This is a genomic window from Nocardia lasii, from assembly GCF_042658545.1.
Taxonomy (GTDB): Bacteria; Actinomycetota; Actinomycetes; order Mycobacteriales; family Mycobacteriaceae; genus Nocardia; species Nocardia lasii.
Window position 1 is genome coordinate 183,657 of the sequence record NZ_JBHSQN010000011.1, and the last position, 20,370, is coordinate 204,026.

At 69.2% G+C, this 20,370-nt stretch carries 15 protein-coding genes; 3 read left to right on the plus strand and 12 right to left on the minus strand.

The window, feature by feature from the left end:
- Positions 1-95: 95 nt before the first annotated feature.
- Both ACFP3H_RS16910 and ACFP3H_RS16915 read left to right on the plus strand, forming a co-directional pair.
- Positions 96-1,226, plus strand: a complete 1,131-nt coding sequence (locus ACFP3H_RS16910) for a phosphotransferase family protein (protein ID WP_378606841.1) — start codon at positions 96-98, stop codon at positions 1,224-1,226.
- A 14-nt stretch (positions 1,227-1,240) separates the two neighbouring features.
- Positions 1,241-2,332 (plus strand): Rv3169 family protein, encoded by a 1,092-nt coding sequence (locus tag ACFP3H_RS16915; protein WP_378606843.1) that lies wholly within the window; start codon positions 1,241-1,243, stop codon positions 2,330-2,332.
- A 63-nt stretch (positions 2,333-2,395) separates the two neighbouring features.
- Here ACFP3H_RS16915 and ACFP3H_RS16920 read toward each other — a convergent pair whose 3' ends face one another.
- The 7 genes from ACFP3H_RS16920 to mqo form a co-directional block, all read right to left on the minus strand.
- Positions 2,396-3,994, minus strand: a complete 1,599-nt coding sequence (locus ACFP3H_RS16920; protein ID WP_378606845.1) for a TROVE domain-containing protein — start codon at positions 3,992-3,994, stop codon at positions 2,396-2,398.
- 356 nt (positions 3,995-4,350) lie between these two features.
- Positions 4,351-5,100, minus strand: a complete 750-nt coding sequence (locus ACFP3H_RS16925; protein ID WP_378606848.1) for a cobalamin biosynthesis protein — start codon at positions 5,098-5,100, stop codon at positions 4,351-4,353.
- A 14-nt stretch (positions 5,101-5,114) separates the two neighbouring features.
- Positions 5,115-6,527 (minus strand): cobyrinate a,c-diamide synthase, encoded by a 1,413-nt coding sequence (locus ACFP3H_RS16930; RefSeq protein ID WP_378606851.1) that lies wholly within the window; start codon positions 6,525-6,527, stop codon positions 5,115-5,117.
- Positions 6,528-6,990: 463 nt separating this feature from the next.
- A complete protein-coding gene (cobO, locus tag ACFP3H_RS16935) occupies positions 6,991-7,605 on the minus strand; it encodes a cob(I)yrinic acid a,c-diamide adenosyltransferase (RefSeq protein WP_378606854.1) in 615 nt (204 codons plus the stop codon).
- 501 nt (positions 7,606-8,106) lie between these two features.
- Positions 8,107-10,239: a magnesium chelatase subunit D family protein gene (locus tag ACFP3H_RS16940; RefSeq protein ID WP_378607451.1), complete on the minus strand. Its 2,133-nt coding sequence runs from the start codon at positions 10,237-10,239 to the stop codon at positions 8,107-8,109.
- A 218-nt stretch (positions 10,240-10,457) separates the two neighbouring features.
- Entirely contained in the window at positions 10,458-10,895 is a 438-nt protein-coding gene (locus tag ACFP3H_RS16945; RefSeq protein ID WP_378606856.1) for a GNAT family N-acetyltransferase, read from the minus strand.
- Positions 10,892-12,418 (minus strand): malate dehydrogenase (quinone), encoded by a 1,527-nt coding sequence (mqo, locus tag ACFP3H_RS16950; RefSeq protein WP_378606858.1) that lies wholly within the window; start codon positions 12,416-12,418, stop codon positions 10,892-10,894. The genes ACFP3H_RS16945 and mqo overlap by 4 nt, the downstream gene beginning before the upstream one ends.
- 234 nt (positions 12,419-12,652) lie before the next feature.
- On the opposite strand from mqo, the gene ACFP3H_RS16955 reads away from it, so the two are divergent.
- A complete protein-coding gene (locus tag ACFP3H_RS16955) occupies positions 12,653-13,666 on the plus strand; it encodes an alpha/beta hydrolase (protein ID WP_378606860.1) in 1,014 nt (337 codons plus the stop codon).
- A 70-nt stretch (positions 13,667-13,736) separates the two neighbouring features.
- Here ACFP3H_RS16955 and ACFP3H_RS16960 read toward each other — a convergent pair whose 3' ends face one another.
- From ACFP3H_RS16960 to ACFP3H_RS16980, 5 genes are all read right to left on the minus strand, one after another.
- Complete coding sequence (locus tag ACFP3H_RS16960; protein WP_378606862.1) at positions 13,737-14,300, minus strand: alpha/beta hydrolase; 564 nt, start codon at positions 14,298-14,300, stop codon at positions 13,737-13,739.
- Positions 14,301-14,560: 260 nt separating this feature from the next.
- Complete coding sequence (locus tag ACFP3H_RS16965) at positions 14,561-16,129, minus strand: cobyric acid synthase (RefSeq protein ID WP_378606863.1); 1,569 nt, start codon at positions 16,127-16,129, stop codon at positions 14,561-14,563.
- A 124-nt stretch (positions 16,130-16,253) separates the two neighbouring features.
- The gene (gene map / locus ACFP3H_RS16970) at positions 16,254-17,117 is read right to left on the minus strand and encodes a type I methionyl aminopeptidase (RefSeq protein WP_378606866.1); all 864 of its coding nucleotides are present in this window, start codon (positions 17,115-17,117) and stop codon (positions 16,254-16,256) included.
- A gap of 55 nt (positions 17,118-17,172) precedes the next feature.
- A complete protein-coding gene (locus ACFP3H_RS16975) occupies positions 17,173-19,449 on the minus strand; it encodes an FdhF/YdeP family oxidoreductase (RefSeq protein WP_378606869.1) in 2,277 nt (758 codons plus the stop codon).
- A gap of 130 nt (positions 19,450-19,579) precedes the next feature.
- The coding region (locus ACFP3H_RS16980; protein ID WP_378606872.1) for an AAA family ATPase at positions 19,580-20,370 on the minus strand (791 nt) is incomplete at its 5' end.

Consider the following 20,370-nt stretch of genomic DNA (forward strand, 5'->3'; position numbering starts at 1 on the left):
AATCCCACTCACCGACGCACGTCTTACAATCCGACCGGTCGTCCGGTACGCCAGTACTGCAACCCGTTTCATCTCGACGCCAGGGGGAACCACCGATGTCCGACGAGCCGGACCACACCGCACAACTGTCGCTCACCGTGACCGAGCGCGATCTCGACGAGCTCGCCGAGAAGCTGTCGCGGTGGCTCTCGGGCAAGGTCGGCGCCGACGCGCCCGCGCGGGTCACCGCGCTGAGCAAGCCCTCCACCGGCGGCATGTCGAGCACCACCGTGCTGTTCGATGCCCGCTGGTCGGTGGGCGGCGTCGAGGAGAGCGGCTCGTTCGTCGCGCGGATGGCGCCCGAGGACGGATCGTTTCCGGTCTTCCAGTCCTATGACCTGCCGTTGCAGCACGCGGTGATGTCGGGGGTGGCCGCCGCGTCCGAGGTCGCGGTGCCGCCGCTGCGCTGGCTCGAACTCGACGAATCGTTCTTCGGCACACCGTTTTTCGTGATGGAGCAGATCGAGGGCCGGACCGCCACGGACAACCCGCCGTATGTGTTCTTCGGCTGGGTGTTCGACGCGAGCGTGGCCGAGCGTGAGCAACTCGCCGATGCCACGGTCGAGGTGATCGCCCAGGTGCACGCGATCGACGATGTCGCCCAACGTTTTCCGGGACTCGACGGCGAGGGTTCGGCGCTGCGCAGGCATTTCGAGGCGCAGCGGGCCTGGTACCGGTGGGCGCTGACCGACGACGGCATCGAGATCCCGCTGATCGAGCGGACTTTCGACTGGCTGGCGGCGAACTGGCCCGCCGAGCCCGGCCCCGAGGTGCTCAACTGGGGCGACGCGCGGCCGGGCAACATCCTGTTCGACGGCTTCACCCCCGCCGCGGTGCTCGACTGGGAGATGGCGAGCTTCGCCCCGCGCGAACTCGACCTGGGCTGGACGATCTTCATCCACCGCTTCTTCCAGGACATCGCCACCCGCTTCGACCAGCCCGGCCTGCCCGACTTCCTGCGCCGCGACGCGGTAGTGGCGAAATACGAGGAGCTGACCGGACATTCGGTCCGCAACCTCGACTTCTTCATCATCTACGCCGCGCTGCGACACGCGATCGTGATGGCGCGGATCAAGCGCCGGATGATCCACTTCGGCGAGGACACCGTGCCCGCCGAGCTCGACGACTACGTCATGCACCGCCGCAGCCTCGAGGCACTGCTCGACGGCACCTACGAATGGGACTGACGATGAGCGCGATCATGCCCGTACCCCTGGACGAGTATCCGGTCCACCAGAGCCCGCTGTCGATGGCCAGGGTGGCCACCAGCGACCGCAACTTCTACGACCGCTACTACTTCAACGCCTTCGACCCCGCCGGTGACACGATGCTGGTCACCGGGTTCGGCGTGTACCCGAATCTCGGTGTGGTCGACGCGTTCGCGACCGTGCGCCACGGCCAGACCCAGCGCAGCGTGCGGTTCTCCGACGCGCTGCGTTCGCGCGATCTCAGCACCGCCGTCGGCGGCTACCGGGTCGAGGTGCTCGAGCCGTTGCGAACGCTGCGGGTGGTGTGCGAGCACGACGACCTCGGCTTCGACCTGACCTGGACCGGCGCGCAGCCGCCCGTGCAGGAGCAGCCGCACCTGATCCTGTCCGGTACCCGGCCGATCATCGAGGCGTCGCGTTTCGCCCAATTGGGTTCGTGGGCGGGCACTCTCGCCGTCGACGGGATCGACTACACCGTCGACCCGGCGGTGTGGACGGGCAGTCGCGACCGCTCGTGGGGCATCCGTCCCTCCGGCGAACCCGACCCGGCGGGCAAACCCACCGGCATGGACGGCTTCTGGTGGTTGTACGCGCCGCTGCGGTTCCCCGAGTTCTCGATCGTGGTGATCGTGCAGGAGGAGCCCGACGGCACCCGCACCCTCAACAACGCGGTGCGGATCTGGAACGACGGCCGCAAGGAACAGCTCGGCTGGCCCCGGATGCGCTGGACCTACGAGTCGGGCACCCGGCACCCGAAGTCGGTGCGCCTGGACATGACCACCCCCGACGGTTCGCCCCTCGAGGTCGAGATCGAGTCGCGGCCCGGCATCGCCCTGCACGTCGGGTGCGGGTACGGCCCCGATCCCGACTGGACCCACGGGCGCTGGATGGGCGAGAACTGGTCGCTGTCGAGCGCCTACGACCTCACCGACCCGGCGATCAAGGCCCGTACCCCTTACGGCGTGATCGACCACATCGGCCACGCCCGCTGTGGCGACGCCGAGGGCTGGGGCCTGTTCGAACACGCCTCCATGGGCCGTCACGACCCCACCGGTTTCGCCGATTGGACCGCCGTCGCCCCCTGACGGCCCACTCGGACGAGAGGAAAGGCGCCGCCGCGACAACGAGGTCGCGGCGGCACCGATTTCCTAGGCGGCCGTGGCGAAGTCGGCCAGCAGCGACGGCACCGCGGCGTCGAAGCCGGCGACGTCGAGCATGCCCGCGTCGTCGGGATCGGCGATGGTGAAGTTCGTCGCGGTCATGCCGACCACCACCAGCTTCGCCCGCGGGTTCACCTCGCGCCGGTACCGCGCCAGCGCCTGGTGCGGGTGCACCGACCCCGCCCACGTCTCGTTGTCGGTGTAGATCGTGAACACATCGACCTCGATCCGCTGCTCGAGCGCGTGCAGGATGGGCAGCGAGCAGTCGGTGCCGCCGAACGGCAACCCCGACACCGCCCGCACGGCGTCGTCGAGCCGCTGCCGCGCCGAGATCGGCAACCGCGACAGGGTGCGCGCACCCTGCCACCCCGGGCCACCGGAGGTGAATCCGACGATCTCGTGGCGCGGCTCGGTGCGCGCGGTGACCAGGGCGAGCGCGGCCGAGGCCTCGCGCGCCGAGATCGGCAGGCCACCGATCCGGGCGTCCATCGAGCCGGACACGTCCAGTGCCAACAGGTGGCGCAGACCGGTCGTGGGGACGGACTCGAACGCCGCGTAGAACGCCGCGTCGAGTGCGTCGACGACCGGGGCCGACGGTGTCCAGGTGCCCGTACCGCGCGCCGAACGACCGGAGGCGTAGGTGCGCGCGGCGATCAGCACCGCGACCGGGTGGACCCGCGCCTTGCGCAGCCGCGCCGGGTCGGCGAGCCGCGCGCAGATCGCGGCGGTGCGCGGTCCGAGCGGATCGAGCAGGCCGAGGCGGGTCAGACGCGGCAGCTGACGCAGCAGGGCGGTGGGCGGAATGCCGTTGTCCAGCAACGCCTCCCATACCCCAGCGTCGTTCAGCGCGGCGCCCGGCAGCATCTCCCAGCTGAGCCGGTACTCGCGCACCAACTCCGCCACCTGCGCCACCGGCGCGGACTGTGCCCGCCCGAAGCCGTCGAGCAGCGCCAGACCGTCGAGATCCGGTGCGCGACCGCAGATCCAGTCGAACAGGCGACGGCGCTCGTCCTCGGTGGCGGCCGGGTGCGACAGGCGCAGCAGGTCGCGGTGCGACCAGCCCTCGCGCTGCCGGTACTTGACCGCTTGGAAGGCCAGCGCGTCGACCGGCTTGTCCAGGTACCAGTTCGCGACGGCGCGCCGCAGCCCGCGACCCCACCCGCGGAACTGCTCGACATACCCGGCGAACAGGAACAGGTGGGTGCCGGTGCGCGCCACCGACGGCAGGGCCGCCAGGGCGGCGCGACGGCCCTCGACATCACCGAGCGAGGCCGCGGCGGCGAGGGCGAACAGGGCCGGGTTCGCGCGCGGCGCACGACCGGAGGTGGAGATCTCGACGATCTCGCGCACCAGTTCGGCGGTGTGCTCGGCGGCGTAGTCGAGCAGGAAGTCGGCGGTGTCGGCGGTCAGCGTCTTCGCGTTGACGTAAAAGGTTCCCGATTCCGTTCCGAGCGTGAGAAATCGACGGATCCGCGCCTGCGGGGTGATCTCGAAAACGTAGCCGCCGGCATTGTTGGCGACCTGCCGGGTATCGGCCGGTCGGGACTGCGGCGTGGTGCGTCGAGAAATGCGCGACAGAATATTCATTGTTTCCCCCTCCGATACGTGTACCGGCGTCGAATGGGTTGAGCGGGCGGACGTGTGGTGACGGCCGAAGAACGGAAATCGCTTTCCGCCACGGGACTCGAACCCGCTGGACTGTGAAGTCGTGCCAGATAACCGACCGAATCCGGTCCGCCCTACTCAACTACGTGGACAATCGCGCGACGGACGTGTGTTTCCGACCGGAAGGTGCTCTACCGACTGAGCTACCGCCCCCTCGCGGTGGCGGGCAGGATTCGAACCTGCGACATCCCCATTAGAAGTGGTAACCGATCAGTTCCGGTCCGTCGTGCGACTGCTGAAAAAGACGTTACCGGTCGAGATCGGAGTTGCCCACCGAATTAAATTCCGCCCCTGTTCGGCACTGCCACCGAGGCCGCCGCAACCACTATTCCGTCGACAACTGTTCTGGGGCAGACCAGTTCACCGCCGCCCGCGAGTCGCGCGGCGGCTTCGGCGACACTGGGGGTACCGGTCGCCGCCGACGTGCGGTTGGAACGATGGTCGACGTCGACCTCGGCCAGTTCGGCGGCGGTGAAAGCCGTGAGGCGCACACCGAGCGCAGCGGCCGCCGCACGGACGCCGGGTTCTGTCGCCCGGGTGTCGATCGTCGCCAAGCACGCGCGCACCCGATCCCCCACCACCGACTCCACGGCCCGCACAATCCGCTCGGCACTCGTCCCCGGCCGCACCCCGATCCCGACGGCGACGGGCGACTCCGCAGCCGAGGCATTGTCGGCGGCGAGCGGTCCGCCACCGATGACCGAATCACCATCGACGACGAGCGGTCCGCCACCGGTGACCGAATCACCATCAGCGACGAGCGGTCCGCCACCAGTGACCGAATCACCATCAGCGACGAGCGGTCCGCCACCAGTGACCGAGGCTCCATCGACGGCGCGACGAGCCTCCCGGGGGCCGCTGTCGACGCACCGAGCCCTCTGCGGATCACTGTCGGCGGCAAGGGGAGTCGCACGAGGACCACTGTCTGCTGGGCGCGGTTCAGCGTGCCCGTGATGGTGTTCGCGCACGGGAGGGAAGGTGGTGAGCATGCCGCCGAGCCAACGCTGGTCGACCCGGGGCCCGGCCACGCGCAGCCCTCCCATTAGACAGTGAAATGTCGTGCGGCAGTGACGAATCGGGCGATGGCGTCGGGGTTGCCCGCCGGGTGGGTGTGCAGGTAGGAGGCGTGGACCTGGCGGGTGATGGCGCCCTCGGCGAGGGAACCTGTTGTGCGCCAACCCCATGCGGGGTGTTCCGGGCCGGTGCGGACGAGGCGGGTGCGGTGGAATTCGTGGCCGCGTACTCGGGCGCCGGCACGCCACAGTGTCGAGTCGTGCAGGGCGACGGCGTCGCGGTAGCCGAGCGTGAGGCGGGGGCCGAATTCGGCGTCGGCGTCGATGACGCCCGCCATCTGGTGGCCGTCGAGGGAGCGGGTGAGGTAGAGCAGGCCCGCGCATTCGGCGTGAATCGGCAGGCCGCGCGCGGCACCCTCGGCGATCGCGGTGCGCAGGCGGTGATTCGCCGACAGCTGCCCGGCATGTTCTTCCGGGAAACCACCGGGCAGGACCAATCCCGCTGTTCCGGAAGGGAGTTCGTCTACGAGTGGATCGAACACGACCACCTCCGCCCCGGCCGCGGTGAGCAGTTCGCGGTGTTCGGCGTATCCGAAGGTGAACGCCGGTCCGCCCGCGATCGCGATCAACGGCCCCGCAGCGGGATCACGTTCCGACGGCACGGAATCGTCCAGCGGGACGGAATCACCGATGGCAGCGGCCAGTTCCGCCGAAGGGTCCCACGCCGCACCGGTCACGGCCCCACCGGCCATGGCGACGATGGCCCGCAGATCCACGTGTGCGGCAACCAGTTCGGTCATCGCGTCGACGGCGGTGGTAGCGGCGGTGCCGTGTTCGACGGCGGGGATCAGGCCCAGATGGCGCGAGGGGACCTCGAGTTCGGCCATACGCGGGAGCGCGCCCAGGACGGGCAGGCCCACGCGGTCGCAGGCGGCGCGCAAGACCTGCTCGTGACGTTCGCTACCGACCCGGTTGAGGATCACGCCGCCGAGTCGGACCCCGGAGTCGAAGGTGGCGAAGCCGTGCAGCAACGCGGCAAGACTCTGGGAGTGCCCGCGCGCGTCGACCACGAGCACCACCGGGGCCCCGAGCAGACCCGCGACCTGCGCGGTGGAGCCCTCGGCGATCGGGTCGGCCCGGTTCTCGTCGATGCGCCCGTCGAACAGGCCCATCACGCCCTCGACCACGGCGATATCGCACCCTCGCGCGCCGTGCTGATACAGCGGCACCACCCGATCCTCGCCCACCAGAACGGGATCCAGATTCCGACCGGGTCGCCCCGCCGCCAGCCCGTGGTACCCCGGATCGATGTAATCGGGCCCCACCTTGAACGGCGCCACCCGATGCCCGGCCTTGCGCAGCGCACCGATCAGTCCCGTGGCGAGAGTGGTCTTCCCGCTACCCGACGCCGGCGCGGCAATGACTACCGCGGGCACACTCATCGCCACACCCAGCCGAACCCGCGATCCCCGCCAGTGCGATCACCACACCGGACGATCCACCCCGCGCTCCCGGCGACCACACCGTCGCGAGCGCCGACCGCAACCGTTCCACCCGCTGCCACCATTCGATCCCGCGTTATGTCGCCCGCACCACTGCGAGCAGCGTCCACGCCCGACCCGGTCGCTGTCACCATTCGGTCCCGCGTTGCGGCGACCACACCACCGCGAGCGAGAACCATGCCGGTCCCGGCTGACCACACCATTCGATGCCACGTCATATCGCCCACACCGCCGCGAGCAGCGTCCACGCCCGACCTGGTCGCTGCCACCATTCGATCCCGCGCTGCGGCGACCACACCACCGCGAGCGACAACCATGCCGGCCACGGCTGACCTCACCACTCGATGCCACGTCATGTCGCCCACAACGCCGCGAGCAGCGTCCACGGCCGGTCCGGTCGATGTCACCATTCGATCCCGCGTTGGCCCTTGCGGCCCGCGTCCATGGGGTGTTTCAGCTTGGTCATCTCCGTGACCAGGTCGGCGGCCTCGATCAGGGCGGGGGGTGCGTCGCGGCCGGTGATGACGACGTGTTGGTTGCCGGGGCGGTGGGTGAGGGTGTCGACGACCTCGTCGATGTCGACCCAGCCCCACTTGAGGGGGTAGGTGAATTCGTCGAGGACGTAGAAGCGGTGCTGTTCGGCGGCCAGGCGGCGCGAGATCTCCTGCCACCCGGACAGGGCGGCGGCCGCGTGGTCCTCCTCGGTGCCGTGCTTGCGGGTCCAGGACCAGCCCTCGCCCATCTTGTGCCACTCGACCGCGCCCCCCGCGCCGGTCTCCTCGTGCAGGGTGCCCAGCGTGCGGAACGCGGCCTCCTCGCCGACCTTCCACTTGGCGCTCTTCACGAACTGGAACACCGCCACGTCGAAGCCCTGGTTCCAGGCCCGCAACGCCATTCCGAACGCCGCCGTCGACTTCCCCTTGCCCGGCCCGGTGTGCACTGCCAACACCGGCTGATTACGCCGCTGCCGCGTGGTCAGACCGTCCTCGGGAACGACCTCCGGAACACCTTTGGGCACAACATCTCCTCACCTCGGCGCGCGAATCCGCACCCTGCCACCTGGCCGTTCGCCAACGTGGACCCGCCACCTTTCTATCAGTGCGACGCCCACCCACTCACCTCCGGCCGCACAGACCACCGCCCGACCCGCATTCGACACGACACCCCAACGCCGAGTCACGACGAACCACCTCCGCCCACATCCGGGTCTACCACACGGCCTCACGCACGAACCCCGCCCTCCGCCAAGGGACGCCACCAAGCACAGCAGGTTCCGCCCAACCCACATTCGACACGACACCCGCAACGCCGAGTCACAAAGAACCGCCTCCGCCGACATCCGGGTCTACCAACGGCATCACGCACGAACCCCGCCCTCCGCCAAGGGACGCCACCAAGCGCAGCAGGTTCCGCCCAACCAAGGACACCGCACATCCCCGCAGCCGACCGGCACCAAGCCCACGAACAACGCCGGGCCCGGCATACGTTCCCGAGTGGCCGCCCGGATACGCCAGGGGCCCTATGCCGCGCGAGCGGGTGTGCGGCCGGAGGCGCGGACGACCTCGGCGACCGTGTCGCCGGAGAGTTCGTCGAGGCGCAGGTAGCGGGCGCGCAGGTCGCGGGCGAGTTCGGCGGCCAGGCCGAGGCGGATCATGCCGCGTTCGCAGTCGATGACCATGGCGGTGTGACCCTCGGCGGCCAGGAGGCGGGCGGCGGTGCGGGCGCGCGGGAGGGGGTCGGTGCCGCCGGTGGCGCGGCCGTCGGTGAGCAGGACCAGCATGGGGCGGCGGCGGGGGTCGCGCAGGTGTTCACGGGCGATCACCTCGCGGGCTTTCAGCAGGCCCGCGGCGAGGGGGGTCTTACCGCCGGTGCGCAGGCCCGCCAGGCGACGCACGGCGATGTCGACCGAGGAGGTGGGCGGCAGGACCAGTTCGGCCTCGGCACCGCGCACGCTGATCACGGCGACCTTGTCGCGCCGCTGGTAGGCGTCGCGCAGCAGGGTGACGATGGCGCCGGTGACGGCGGTGAGCCGGTCGCGGGCGGCCATCGAACCGGAGGCGTCGACGACGAAGACGACCAGGTTCCCTTCGCGCCCTTCGCGATACGCGCCGCGCAGATCCTCGGCGGCAAGGGCGAGCGGTCCACTGAGCCGACCGCGCTCGAATTGCCGTGGGGCGGCGGCGAAGACGGTGCCGAGCAGGTGCAGTCCGGCGGAGGTGTCGGTGTCGGGGCGCACCGCGCGACCGGTGCGGGTGCGGGCGCGGGAACGTCGACCGGGGGCGCCTTCGCCGATGCCGGGCACCTCCCAGCGCGGGAGCGGCTTCGTGACGGAAGTCGGTGTGCCCGACAGCCTTTCGGGGCCTGGTCGCGAGCCGTTTCCGGGGTCCTCGGACTGGCTCGAGCCCGCACCGGTCGGTCCGCTCCCGGCGGGTCCGGCATCGGGCGCCCCGCCGCCGGGACCACCCTCCGGGCCACGACCATCGGGACCTCGATCGTCGGGACCGCGATCGTCAGGTCCACCGTCGGGGTCGTCGTCGGGACCGTCACCCGGCTTCCCCGAACCGTCGAGACCCTGTGTGCCCGCGCCGTCGAGGCAGTCGCGCCGCGCCGCATCATCGTCGGCGGAGCCACCGTCCCCCCGATCGCTCGCCCCACCCAGTCGATCGCAGGACTCGTCGAATCCCTCATCCCCCGAAGCCTTCTCGACCTCGGCGGCCGCATTCTCCATCGCCTCGTCGAGCTGCTGCTCACTGATCCCGGGCTCGTCGAACGGATCCCGTCGCCGCCGGTGCGGCAGGGCCAGTTCCGCCGCGATCCGCACATCGTCCTCGGTGACCCGATCCCGCCCGCGCCAGGCGGCGTGCGCGGTCGCGGTCCGGGCGACGACCAGGTCGGCCCGCATCCCGTCCACGTCGAACGACGCGCACAGGGCCGCGATCCGACGCAGTTCGGAGTTGTCGAGCGCGACCTCGGGAAGTCGGTCCCGCGCGGTCAGAATGCGTTCGGCGACAACCTGATCCGCGTCCACATAGCGGGCGGCGAAGGCGGCGGGGTCGGCCTCGTAGTCGAGTCGGCGGCGCACCACCGCCATCCGCACGTCCACCTCACGCGAAGCGGCCACGTCGACGGTGAGCCCGAACCGGTCGAGCAACTGCGGCCGCAGCTCGCCCTCTTCCGGGTTCATGGTTCCGACCAGGACGAATCGCGCCGGATGCGAGTGCGAGACCCCGTCCCGTTCGACGTGCACCCGCCCCATCGCCGCCGCGTCCAGCAGCACATCGACCAGGTGGTCGTGCAGCAGATTCACTTCATCGACGTAGAGCACGCCGTGATGGGCCGCGGCCAACAACCCGGGCCGGAACGCCTGCTCCCCGTCGCGCAGCACCCGCTCGAGGTCCAGCGAGCCCACCACCCGGTCCTCGGTGGCCCCCACCGGCAACTCCACCAGCCGCGCGGGCCTGGCCCCGGTCTCGTCCACCACGGGCGGCAGCAACTGCGCCAGCGCGCGCACCACGGTCGACTTGGCCGTGCCCTTCTCCCCGCGCACCAGCACCCCACCGATCCCCGGGTGCACGGCCGACAGGATCAACGCCAGCTGCAGTCGCTCCTGCCCCACCACGGCGGAGAACGGAAAACCCGCCTCACCCGCCACGCGCGCGACGGTGTGCGGACCAGCGGCAACATCAGCAAAACCAGGCACGACCCCAACTCTAGGCGGGTGGCGAACCGGCGAGCATCGGGGGGATCGGCAAGGGTGGGAGGGCATTTTCGTGCACTCACCCCGCGAAACTGTCGAAAAGTGCCCGTTTCGGCGAACGAATGCACGTTTATGCCACCTCGAACCGCGCTCCGGGCAGATCGGCGCCGGGGTCAGCGCCGCATGGGCGTGTGCAGGATCCCGTCGTCGTCGAATTCGGGCCCGTCCACGACGAACCCGAACTTCGCGTACATGCCCACCAGGTGCGACTGCGCGTCCAAACGCACAGTCGCGGAACCGGTTTCGGCCAGCGCGGCCTGCATCAGCCGGGTGGTGTAGCCGTGTTTGCGCGCGTCCGGCGCGACGCAGACCCGGCCGATACGGTAGGCGGGCACACCGTCGACCGACTCGTCGAGCAGGCGCAGCGTGCCGAGGACGGACCCGTCCTCGACCCAGAAGTGCCGGGTCGAGTCGAGCAGGTCACGCCCGTCCAGTTCCGGATAGGCGCAGTCCTGCTCGACGACGAACACGTCCACGCGCAATCGCAGCAGTCGGTAGAGGGTGGCGGTGTCCAGATCCGCCGCCCACGACCGCCTCAGCGCGACAGTCACACCTGCGCGAGACTCGAGACCTGCTCGGACGCGGCGTCCGTGCGATCGAGCTCGAGCGACTTGTTGGTCCAGTCCCAGACTTCCTGGAACAGGGCCTGGTTCTCCGACAGCTTCTGCCCCAGCGAGGGGATCATCTGCTGCAGCTGCGGGGTCCAGCCCTGGTATTCGGCGGGGAAGCAGCGCTGCATCACGTCGAGCATGGCGGTGACACAGGTCGACGCGCCCGGCGAGGCACCGAGCAGACCGGCGATGGAGCCGTCCTCGGCGGAGATGACCGCGGTGCCGAACTCGAGCACGCCACCGGCGCCCTTCTTGCGAATGACCTGGACACGCTGACCCGCGGTGATCAGCTCCCAGTCGCGGCTCTCGGCACGCGGCAGAAACTCCTCGAGCACGCCGACCTTGCCGTTCTGCGACTTGAGCAGCTCACTGATCAGGTACTTGGTCAGACCCAGCTCGGTCACGCCGACGCCGAGCAGCGAACCGATGTTGTTCGGCTTGATCGACTTGAACAGGTCGGCGTTGGAGCCGTCCTTGAGGAACTTCGGGGTCCAGCCGGCGTAGGGGCCGAACAGCAGGCCCTTGCGGCCGTTGATGACGCGGGTGTCCAGGTGCGGCACCGACATGGGCGGCGCGCCGACGGCGGCCTTGCCGTACACCTTGGCCTCGTGGGCGGCGATCAGTTCGGGGTTGGTCGAGCGCAGGAACTGGCCGCTGATCGGGAAACCACCGAAGCCCTTGGCTTCCTTGATGCCGGCCTTCTGCAGCAGCGGCAGCGCGCCGCCACCGGCGCCGACGAAGACGAACTTCGCGTTGACGGTGCGCGACTGGTAGGTGCGCAGGTTGCGCACGGTGACGTTCCAGGAGCCGTCGGCCTGCTTGTCGAGGTTGCGGACCTCGGTGCCGAAGGCGATCTCGCCGCCGGAGTAGCCGATGTAGGCGAGCAGCTGCTTGGTCAGCGCGCCGAAGTCGATATCGGTGCCGCCGTCGGTCCAGTTCAGCGCGATCGGGTCGCTGAAGTCACGGCCCTTGGCCATCAGCGGCAGGCGCGCGGCGAACTCGTCGGGGGTGTCGATGTACTCCATGCCGCGGAACAGCGGGTGCGGGGCCAGGGCCTCGTAGCGCTTGCGCAGGTAGTCGACGTTGTCGGCGCCGTGCACGAAGCTGACGTGCGGGATGGGGTTGATGAAGCCCGAGGGGGCGTCGAGCACGCCGGTGTCGACGGCCGAGGCCCAGAACTGGCGCGAGACCTGGAAGCGCTCGTTGATGTCGACGGCCTTGCTCACGTCGACCGAGCCGTCGGCGTTCTGGGGGCTGTAGTTGAGTTCGCACAGCGCCGAGTGGCCGGTGCCCGCGTTGTTCCACGGGTCACTGCTCTCCGCGGCGGCGGCGTCGAGTCGCTCGAACACCGAGATCGACCAATCGGGCTGCAGCTGCCGCAGCAGCGCGCCCAGCGTGGCACTCATGATGCCTGCGCCGATGAGAACTACATCGGTCTTTTCAGTCTTCGCAGCGTTCGGCACGGGTAGATCGACTTCCTTGTCCTTCTCAGCTACCCACCGGCGGGTGAGTTCGCTTGGCGCGGGCGCTTTGGCGGTGTTGCGGCGACTCCCGGTGAATCGCCGGGAGGTAGGTTACCCGTCGTTCACCTGATGCCAATTGTGCACCTCAGCTCAGCACAGTTCTGCAACGGACCGGTCGAATGTGACGTAAACCAACCCTGCACGTCGCCGCGACCCCGCGATAGATTGGGTGCTGTGACGAACGAAACCCTCGGCACCACCGAACAGTGGCAACCCGATGTCCTCGGTCCCGACTACCAACAGCGGACCCTGCCCCTCGGTGTCGACCCCGACGGTGAGGGCGAGGTGGTGGCCACGCTCGTGCGCTACCTGCCCGCCGCCGCGCCCGCGACCGGGCCGACGGTGCTGTATGTGCACGGGTTCACCGACTACTTCTTCCAGGAGCACCTGGCCGAGCACTTCGCCGCGCGCGGGCACCGCTTCTATGCCCTCGACCTGCGCAAATGCGGTCGTTCGCGGCGCGAGGGGCAGAGCGCGCACTACGTCAGCGACCTGGCCCTCTACGACGCGGAGTTGAACGAGGCGCTGCGGATCGCGCGCGCGGAGACCGGCACCGACGTACTGATCCTGGCGCATTCGACCGGTGGGCTGATCGTGCCGCTGTGGTTGGACCGGCTCGAGACGGCCGGTGGCAGCGCGGCGGCCGGGGTCGCCGGGGTGGTGCTCAACAGCCCCTGGTTCGACCTGCAGGGCCCGTCCTACTACCGCACGATCGGCACCCCCCTGATCGACGCGATCGGCCGGTTCCGCGCCTTCGCGCAGTTGCCCGCCGGGGTGAGTTCGGCCTACGGCGACAGCCTGCACCACACCAGGGCGGGCGAGTGGGATTACAACCTCGAGTGGAAGCCGCTGACCGGCGAACCGGTGCGCCTGGGGTGGCTGCGCGCGATCCGGCGCGGTCAGGCCCGCCTGCACCAGGGGCTCACGATCGGCGTGCCCGCCCTGATCCTGCGCTCGCGCGTCACCAAGTTCGCCCGCACCCACAGTTCCGCGGTCGACGTGGCCGACGCCGTCCTCGACGTCAAACAGATCCAACGCTGGGCAGGCTGCCTCGGCGAGCGCACCTCCATCGTCCCGATCGACGGCGCCCGCCACGACGTCTTCCTCTCCTCGGAACCCGTGCGCGCCAACGCCTTCCAGGAAACCGACAACTGGCTCGACTGGCTCGCCGCCTATCGCAAGTCCTGACCATGGACAGTGGATCACCACGCTCCGGTGGCGGCGTCGCGCGACCGGAGCGTGGTGATCTTGATCGCGGCTACCAGAGGCTGGTGCGCAGGACGATCTCGGTGGCCAGTTCGTGGGCGGCTTCGGTGGCGATGTTGTCGACTTCGAGGGGGACTACGCGGAATTCGCCGTAGACGTAGCGGCCGGAGGCGTCGGCGGTGGCGCGGGACAGGCTCTTGGTGACGAGCATGGTGACCGGGAGTTCCAGTGGCGGACAGGTCTGGTCGGGGACGGTGCCGTCGGCGGTGGGGACGGCGGGGTGGCCGTGGTCGGCGACGACCAGGCTCATGAACCGACCGAATCGACCGGCGCACACCCGCCACGCCAGGGCCGCGCCCGAGCCACGGCCCGCGACGTTGACATACGGCAGTGCGAGCTCGTCGAGGATCGCGAGCACGCCCTTGGGATCGAGGCCGTCGACGGACTCCACGACGATGGTCTGCAGCTCGGATTCGTGCAGCCGCGCACACACCTTGTCGAACACGTCGGCAGGGTCGTCCGCATCGGGTAGGAGCAGCACATTGTGCCGCGAGGAGGGCCCGTCGACCCGCACCGTCCAGGCCTGGTCACCGACCGTGATCTGCCGAGATTTCATGCCGGTGAACGGTACACGGCCGGGCCCGCCGACGCGGGGTGTTCGGGCGCACACGCCGGGCCGCCATATCCCCGTGAACTGGGCTTTCACTGCCCCGAGCGCCAGAATTGACAGACCTGTCACAACCGCGCCCGCCCGCCTGTGAGGCGAGACGGGCCGCACAACGCGAAACACGATCGAGACACACCACCGAACGCACCTCGCCGACCCCCGGTCCTACGTCCAGGTTCGCGATTCAGCGGGAGTCTCGCCGGACCCCCTCACGCTCGGTCGGTGTCGACGATCCCGGTGCGGAGGGTGGGGGCGGGGTGCGGGCCGTGGGTGATCAGGTTGTCGAGGGTCGTGAGGTCGAGGTGTTGTTCGATGAGGTCGGCGAGGAGGTCCAGTTGGGCTTCGCGGACCGCCGCGACGGAGGTGTTCGGGGCGACGGTGAAGCCGGGGCGGCCTGCGCGGGTGGCGACTTCGGTGAGCCAGGCTCGGCGGAAGTCGTCGGATTCGAGCAGGCCGTGGACGTGGGTTCCCCAGATCGCCTCGCGCACACTGCCTTCGGGTTCGCCGTCGATGGTGAGCCAGGCGGGGTCGGTGGTGCGGCGGACGCGGCCGTGGTGGATCTCGTAGCCGCGCACCGGGTTCGCCTCGGCGACACCGTCGACCTGGCGGGCGATCTTCGGGTTCGCGAACTCGATGTCGAGGTCGAGCAGGCCGAGTCCGTCCGCGACGTACGGTACGGGCGATCCACCGCCGACCGGAGCGTGTTCGACCCCGTCGATGATGTGGCGGCCGAGCATTTGGTAGCCGCCGCAGATGCCGAGGATGGGGCGGCCTGCGGCGGCGCGGGCGCGGAGGGCTTCGGCGATTCCGTTGGCGCGCAACCAGTTCAGGTCCGAGATGGTGGCCTTGCTGCCGGGGATGATGACCAGGTCGGCGGTGGCGAGTTGGTGGGGGCCATCGGCCCAGCGGACGGCGACGCCGGGTTCGCAGGCGAGGGCTTCGATGTCGGTGGAGTTCGAGATTCGGGGCAGGCGGATGGCGGCCACGGTGAGCCAGTCGGTGCCGTGGGGCGGGTCGGGGCGGCCGACGGGGGCGCCGGAGAGGGTGCCAAGAGAGTCCTCGGCGTCGAGCCACAGGTCCTCGGCGAAGGGCAGGACGCCGAGGGTGGGGCGGCCGGTGAGGGCGGTGAGTTGGTCCAGGCCGGGCTGCAACAGTGACACGTCGCCCCGGAACTTGTTGATGATGAAGCCCGAGATCAGCCGCTGATCTTCGGGTTCCAGGACCGCCACGGTGCCGAACAGGTGGGCCAGCACTCCCCCGCGATCGATATCGCCGACCACCAGCACCGCAAGCTCGGCGGCCCGTGCCAGTCCCATGTTCGCCAGATCGGTGGCGCGCAGATTGATCTCGGCGGGCGAGCCGGCGCCCTCGCAGATCACCACGTCGAATTCCGCACGCAGCGAAGCGAGTTCGGCCGCGACAACCGCACGCAGTTCCTGCCGCCGGGTGAAATAGTCACGCGCGCCGACAGTTCCGATGGCCTGGCCGCGAACCACCAACTGCGAGCGGCGATCACTGCCGGGTTTGAGCAGCACCGGATTGAACCGCACGCTCGGCTCGAGCCCGCACGCGCGCGCCTGCAACGCCTGCGCGCGCCCGATCTCCCCGCCGTCGAGGGTCACCACGGAGTTGTTGGACATGTTCTGCGCCTTGAACGGCGCCACCCGCACCCCCCGCCGCGCCAGCATCCGGCAGATCCCCGCCACCACAACACTTTTCCCCGCGTCGGAGGTGGTCCCCGCAATGAGCAGCGCACCTCGCAGCGCCGAGCCACTCACGCCGAACCCCGCGGTGACGGGTAGACCGGCACGCGCCGCCGCAGTCGAGCACCGACCGGCCGATTCACGACAGCGTCGAGATATCCGCGCCCGTTTCGGTGACCGTCCACCGACCCGCGCCGGTTCACGGCAGAGTCAGAATTTCCGCGCCCGTCTCGGTGACCACCAGGGTGTGTTCGAACTGCGCGGTCCACTTGCGGTCCTTGGTGACCACGGTCCAGCCGTCGTCCCAGATGTCGTAGTCGATGCCGCCGAGGTTGATCATCGGCTCGATCGTGAAGGTCATGCCGGGTTCGATGACCGATTCGATGTCGGGCTGGTCGTAGTGCAGCACCACCAGGCCGCTGTGGAAGGTGGGGCCGACGCCGTGGCCGGTGAAGTCGCGGACCACGCCGTAGCCGAAGCGGTTGGCGTAGGCCTCGATGACGCGGCCGATCACGTTCAGCGCGCGACCCGGCTTGACCGCCTTGATGGCCCGGTTGGTGGCCTCCTCGGTGCGTTCCACGAGCAGGCGCACCTCCTCGTCGACATCACCGGCGAGGAAGGTCCGGTTGGTGTCGCCGTGCACGCCGTGGATGAACGCGGTGACGTCGATGTTGACGATGTCGCCGTCCTGGATCACCGTCGAGTCGGGGATGCCGTGGCAGATGACCTCGTTGAGCGAGGTGCAGCAGGACTTGGGGAAGCCCTTGTAGCCGAGGGTGGAGGGATAGGCGCCGTGGTCGCACATGTACTCGTGGGCGATGCGGTCGAGCTCGTCGGTGGTGACGCCGGGGGCCACCGCCTTGCCTGCCTCGTCGAGGGCCTGGGCCGCGATCTTGCCCGCGATGCGCATCTTCTCGATGGTCTCGGCGGTCTGCACCCAGGGCTCGTTGCCCTCGTTCGCGGTTTTCTTCCAGACATATTCGGGACGCTCGATGGAGCGGGGCACGTCCCGGATCGGCGACTGGGTGCCGGGAACTAGTGGCTGACGGGTGCGCACGGACATGAGGGAAGTGTATCGGGGACCGTGACGCGGGTGGTCAGGGCACCGCAGCCCACGCTCACCGCACCGGCTCGAGCCGCACGATGATCCCTTTCGAGGTGGGCGTGTTGCTGATGTCGGCCACGCTGTCGAGGGGGACGAGCACATTGGTCTCCGGGTAGTACGCGGCCGCCGAACCGCGACTGGCCGGATATCCCACCGCCACGAATTTCTCGGCCCGCCGTTCGGTGCCGTCGTGCCAGATGCTGACGAGGTCGACCACGTCCCCGTCGGCGAGGCCCCGTTCGGCCAGGTCCTCGGGGTTGACCAGCACTACCCGGCGCGCGTCGTGGATGCCCCGGTAGCGGTCGTTGGCGGCGTAGGGAATCGTGTTCCACTGGTCGTGGGAGCGCAGCGATTGCAGCACCAGGTAGCCCGGCGGGACCTCGATGCTGTCGAAGTCGTTGCAGGTGAATTCGGCTTTGCCGCTGCGGGTTCGGTAGATGCCCCGGTTGACCGGATTGACCAGCGGCATTCCGCCCGGCGCGGTGACCCGCTCGTTGAAGTTCTCGAAACCGGGGACGACCGCGGCGATGTGGTCGCGCACGACGCCGTAGTCGGCGATGAAGTCCTCCCACGCGATCGCGGATTCCGCGCCGAGGGTGGCGCGGGCCAGTCGCGCGATGATCGCCACTTCGCTGAGCAGGTGCGGCGAGGCCGGGTCGAGGCGCCCGCGCGAGGTGCGGACCTGACTCATCGAATCCTCGACGGTGTAGAACTGCTCACCGGTGGCCTGGATGTCGCGGTCGCTGCGGCCCAGGGTGGGCAGGATCAGGGCCGTGTCGCCGCAGACGGTATGGGAGCGGTTGAGTTTGGTGGAGATCTGCACGGTCAACGAGCACTGACGCAGCGCCGCCTCGGTGACCTCGCTGTCAGGCGTGGCGCGCGCGAAATTGCCTGCCACGCCGAGGAATACCTTCGCGGTGCCGTCGCGCATGGCCCGGATGGCATCGACCGCGTCCAGGCCGTGTTCGAACGGCGGGGTGAAATCGAATTCCTTGCCGAGCGCGTCCATGAACGATTGCGGCATCCGCTCCCAGATGCCCATGGTGCGGTCGCCTTGCACATTGCTGTGCCCGCGCACCGGGCATACCCCGGCGCCGGGCCGCCCGAGGTTGCCGCGCAGCAGCAGGAAGTCGACGACCTCGCGAATGGTCGGCACCCCGTGCCTGTGCTGGGTCAAACCCATTGCCCAGCAGACGATCACCTTCTTACTGGCCAATATCTGCGCGTGCACGGCTTCGATTTCGGCGCGGGTGAGTCCGGTCGCGGTGAGGGTGTGCTCCCAGTTCACCTGCCGCGCGTGTTCGGCGAATTCCGCGAAACCCGTTGTCTGCGAAGCGATGAACTCGTGATCGAGCACCGTGCCCGGCGCGGCCTCCTCGGCGTCGAGGAGCAGTTTGTTCAGCATCTGGAACAGCGCGAGGTCCCCGCCGGGACGGATCTTGAGGAAGATGTCGGCGATCGCGGTGCCGCGCCCGAGCACGCCGCGCACCTTCTGCGGGTTCTTGAACCGGATCAGCCCGGCCTCCGGCAGCGGGTTGACCGCCACGATCGTGCCGCCGTTGCGTTTGGTCTCCTCGAGCGCCGACAGCATCCGGGGATGGTTCGTGCCCGGGTTCTGGCCGACCACGAAGACCAGGTCGGCCTCGTAGATATCCTCCAGGGACACAGTGCCTTTGCCGACCCCGATGGTCTGCGTCAACGCCGAACCGCTCGACTCGTGGCACATGTTCGAGCAGTCGGGCAGGTTGTTGGTGCCGTAGGCGCGGGCGAACAGTTGCAGCAGGAACGCAGCCTCGTTGTTGAGTCGCCCCGAGGTGTAGAACAGGGCCTGATCGGGGGTGTCGAGGCCGCGCAGCTCGGTGGCGATCAGGTTCAGCGCCGCGTCCCAGCCGATGGGCTCGTAGTGGGTCGCGCCGGGCCGCTTGACCATCGGCTCGGTGAGCCTGCCCTGCTGATTGAGCCACCAGTCCGACATGGTGTCGAGTTCGGCGATGGGATGGGTGGCGAAGAACTCGGCGGTGACGCGGCGGGTGGTCGCCTCGTCGTTGATGTGTTTGGCGCCGTTCTCGCAGTATTCGTTCAGATGCCGGTGTTTCGGCTCCGGCCAGGCACACCCGGGACAGTCGAATCCCTTGGTCTGATTGATATTGAGCAGCGTGAGCGCGATGCGCCCCGGACTGTTCTGCGAGTACGAATACTCCATCGCGTGGACCACCGCGGGAACGCCGACCGCCCATTTCTTGGGCGGGGTGACGGTCAGATCGTCTTCGTGGTCCTCGATCGAGGTCATATCAGCACTTCTTTTCCGGTCCTGCGACACCGCGCGACAACGTATGAGAAAAGGCTTCTCACATTGTCCCCCGTTGTCAAAGCGGGAAGCCCGATCACCTGATAGATCTCGGTTATCGGGCTTCCCACCCCTACGGCTCGAAGATGCTGCTGCCGTAGACGTCCTCGGCGGTGAGGGTGATCAGATCCGCCTTGCCCAGTGGCCGATCCAACGCGACCAACCGCCGGGCCTGGCGCAACCGACACCGTTCGATCGCGTTGCGCACGCTGCGCGCGTTGGAGAACCGGGGTTGACGCATCCGCAGCGTCAGGTACTCGGCGAACGCCCGGTGCGCCTGTTCGTCGAACGCGAAACCCTCCGACTCCACCATCAGACCCGCGATCTGGGTGAGCTCGGCGTGGTCGTAGTCCTCGAACGTGAGATGGTGCGGCACCCGCGAACTCAACCCCGGATTGGCGGCGAAGAACGTCGCCATCCGGTCCGGGTACCCGGCGAAGATCACCACCAGATCGCCGCGTTCGTTCTCCATCTCGGTGAGCAGGATCTCGATCACCTCCTGCCCGTAGTCGCGCTCGTTCTCCGGCCGGAACAGGTAGTACGCCTCGTCGATGAACAGCACGCCCCCGGCCGCCCGCGCGATGGCCTCCTTGGTTTTCGGCGCGGTGTGGCCGATGAACTGACCGACCAGGTCGTCGCGGGTGACGGTGTGCACGCGCGGGGCCCGGATGTAGTCCAGGGCGTGCAGGATCCGCGCCATCCGCAGGGCGACGGTGGTCTTGCCGGTGCCGGGGCCGCCGGTGAAGCTCATGTGCAGCGTGGGTCGTGAGGTGGTGAGCCCGAAACGCCGCCGTGCCCGGTCGACCTGGAGCAGCGAGGCGATCTCGCGGACCCGCCGTTTGACCCCGGCGAGGCCGACCAGCT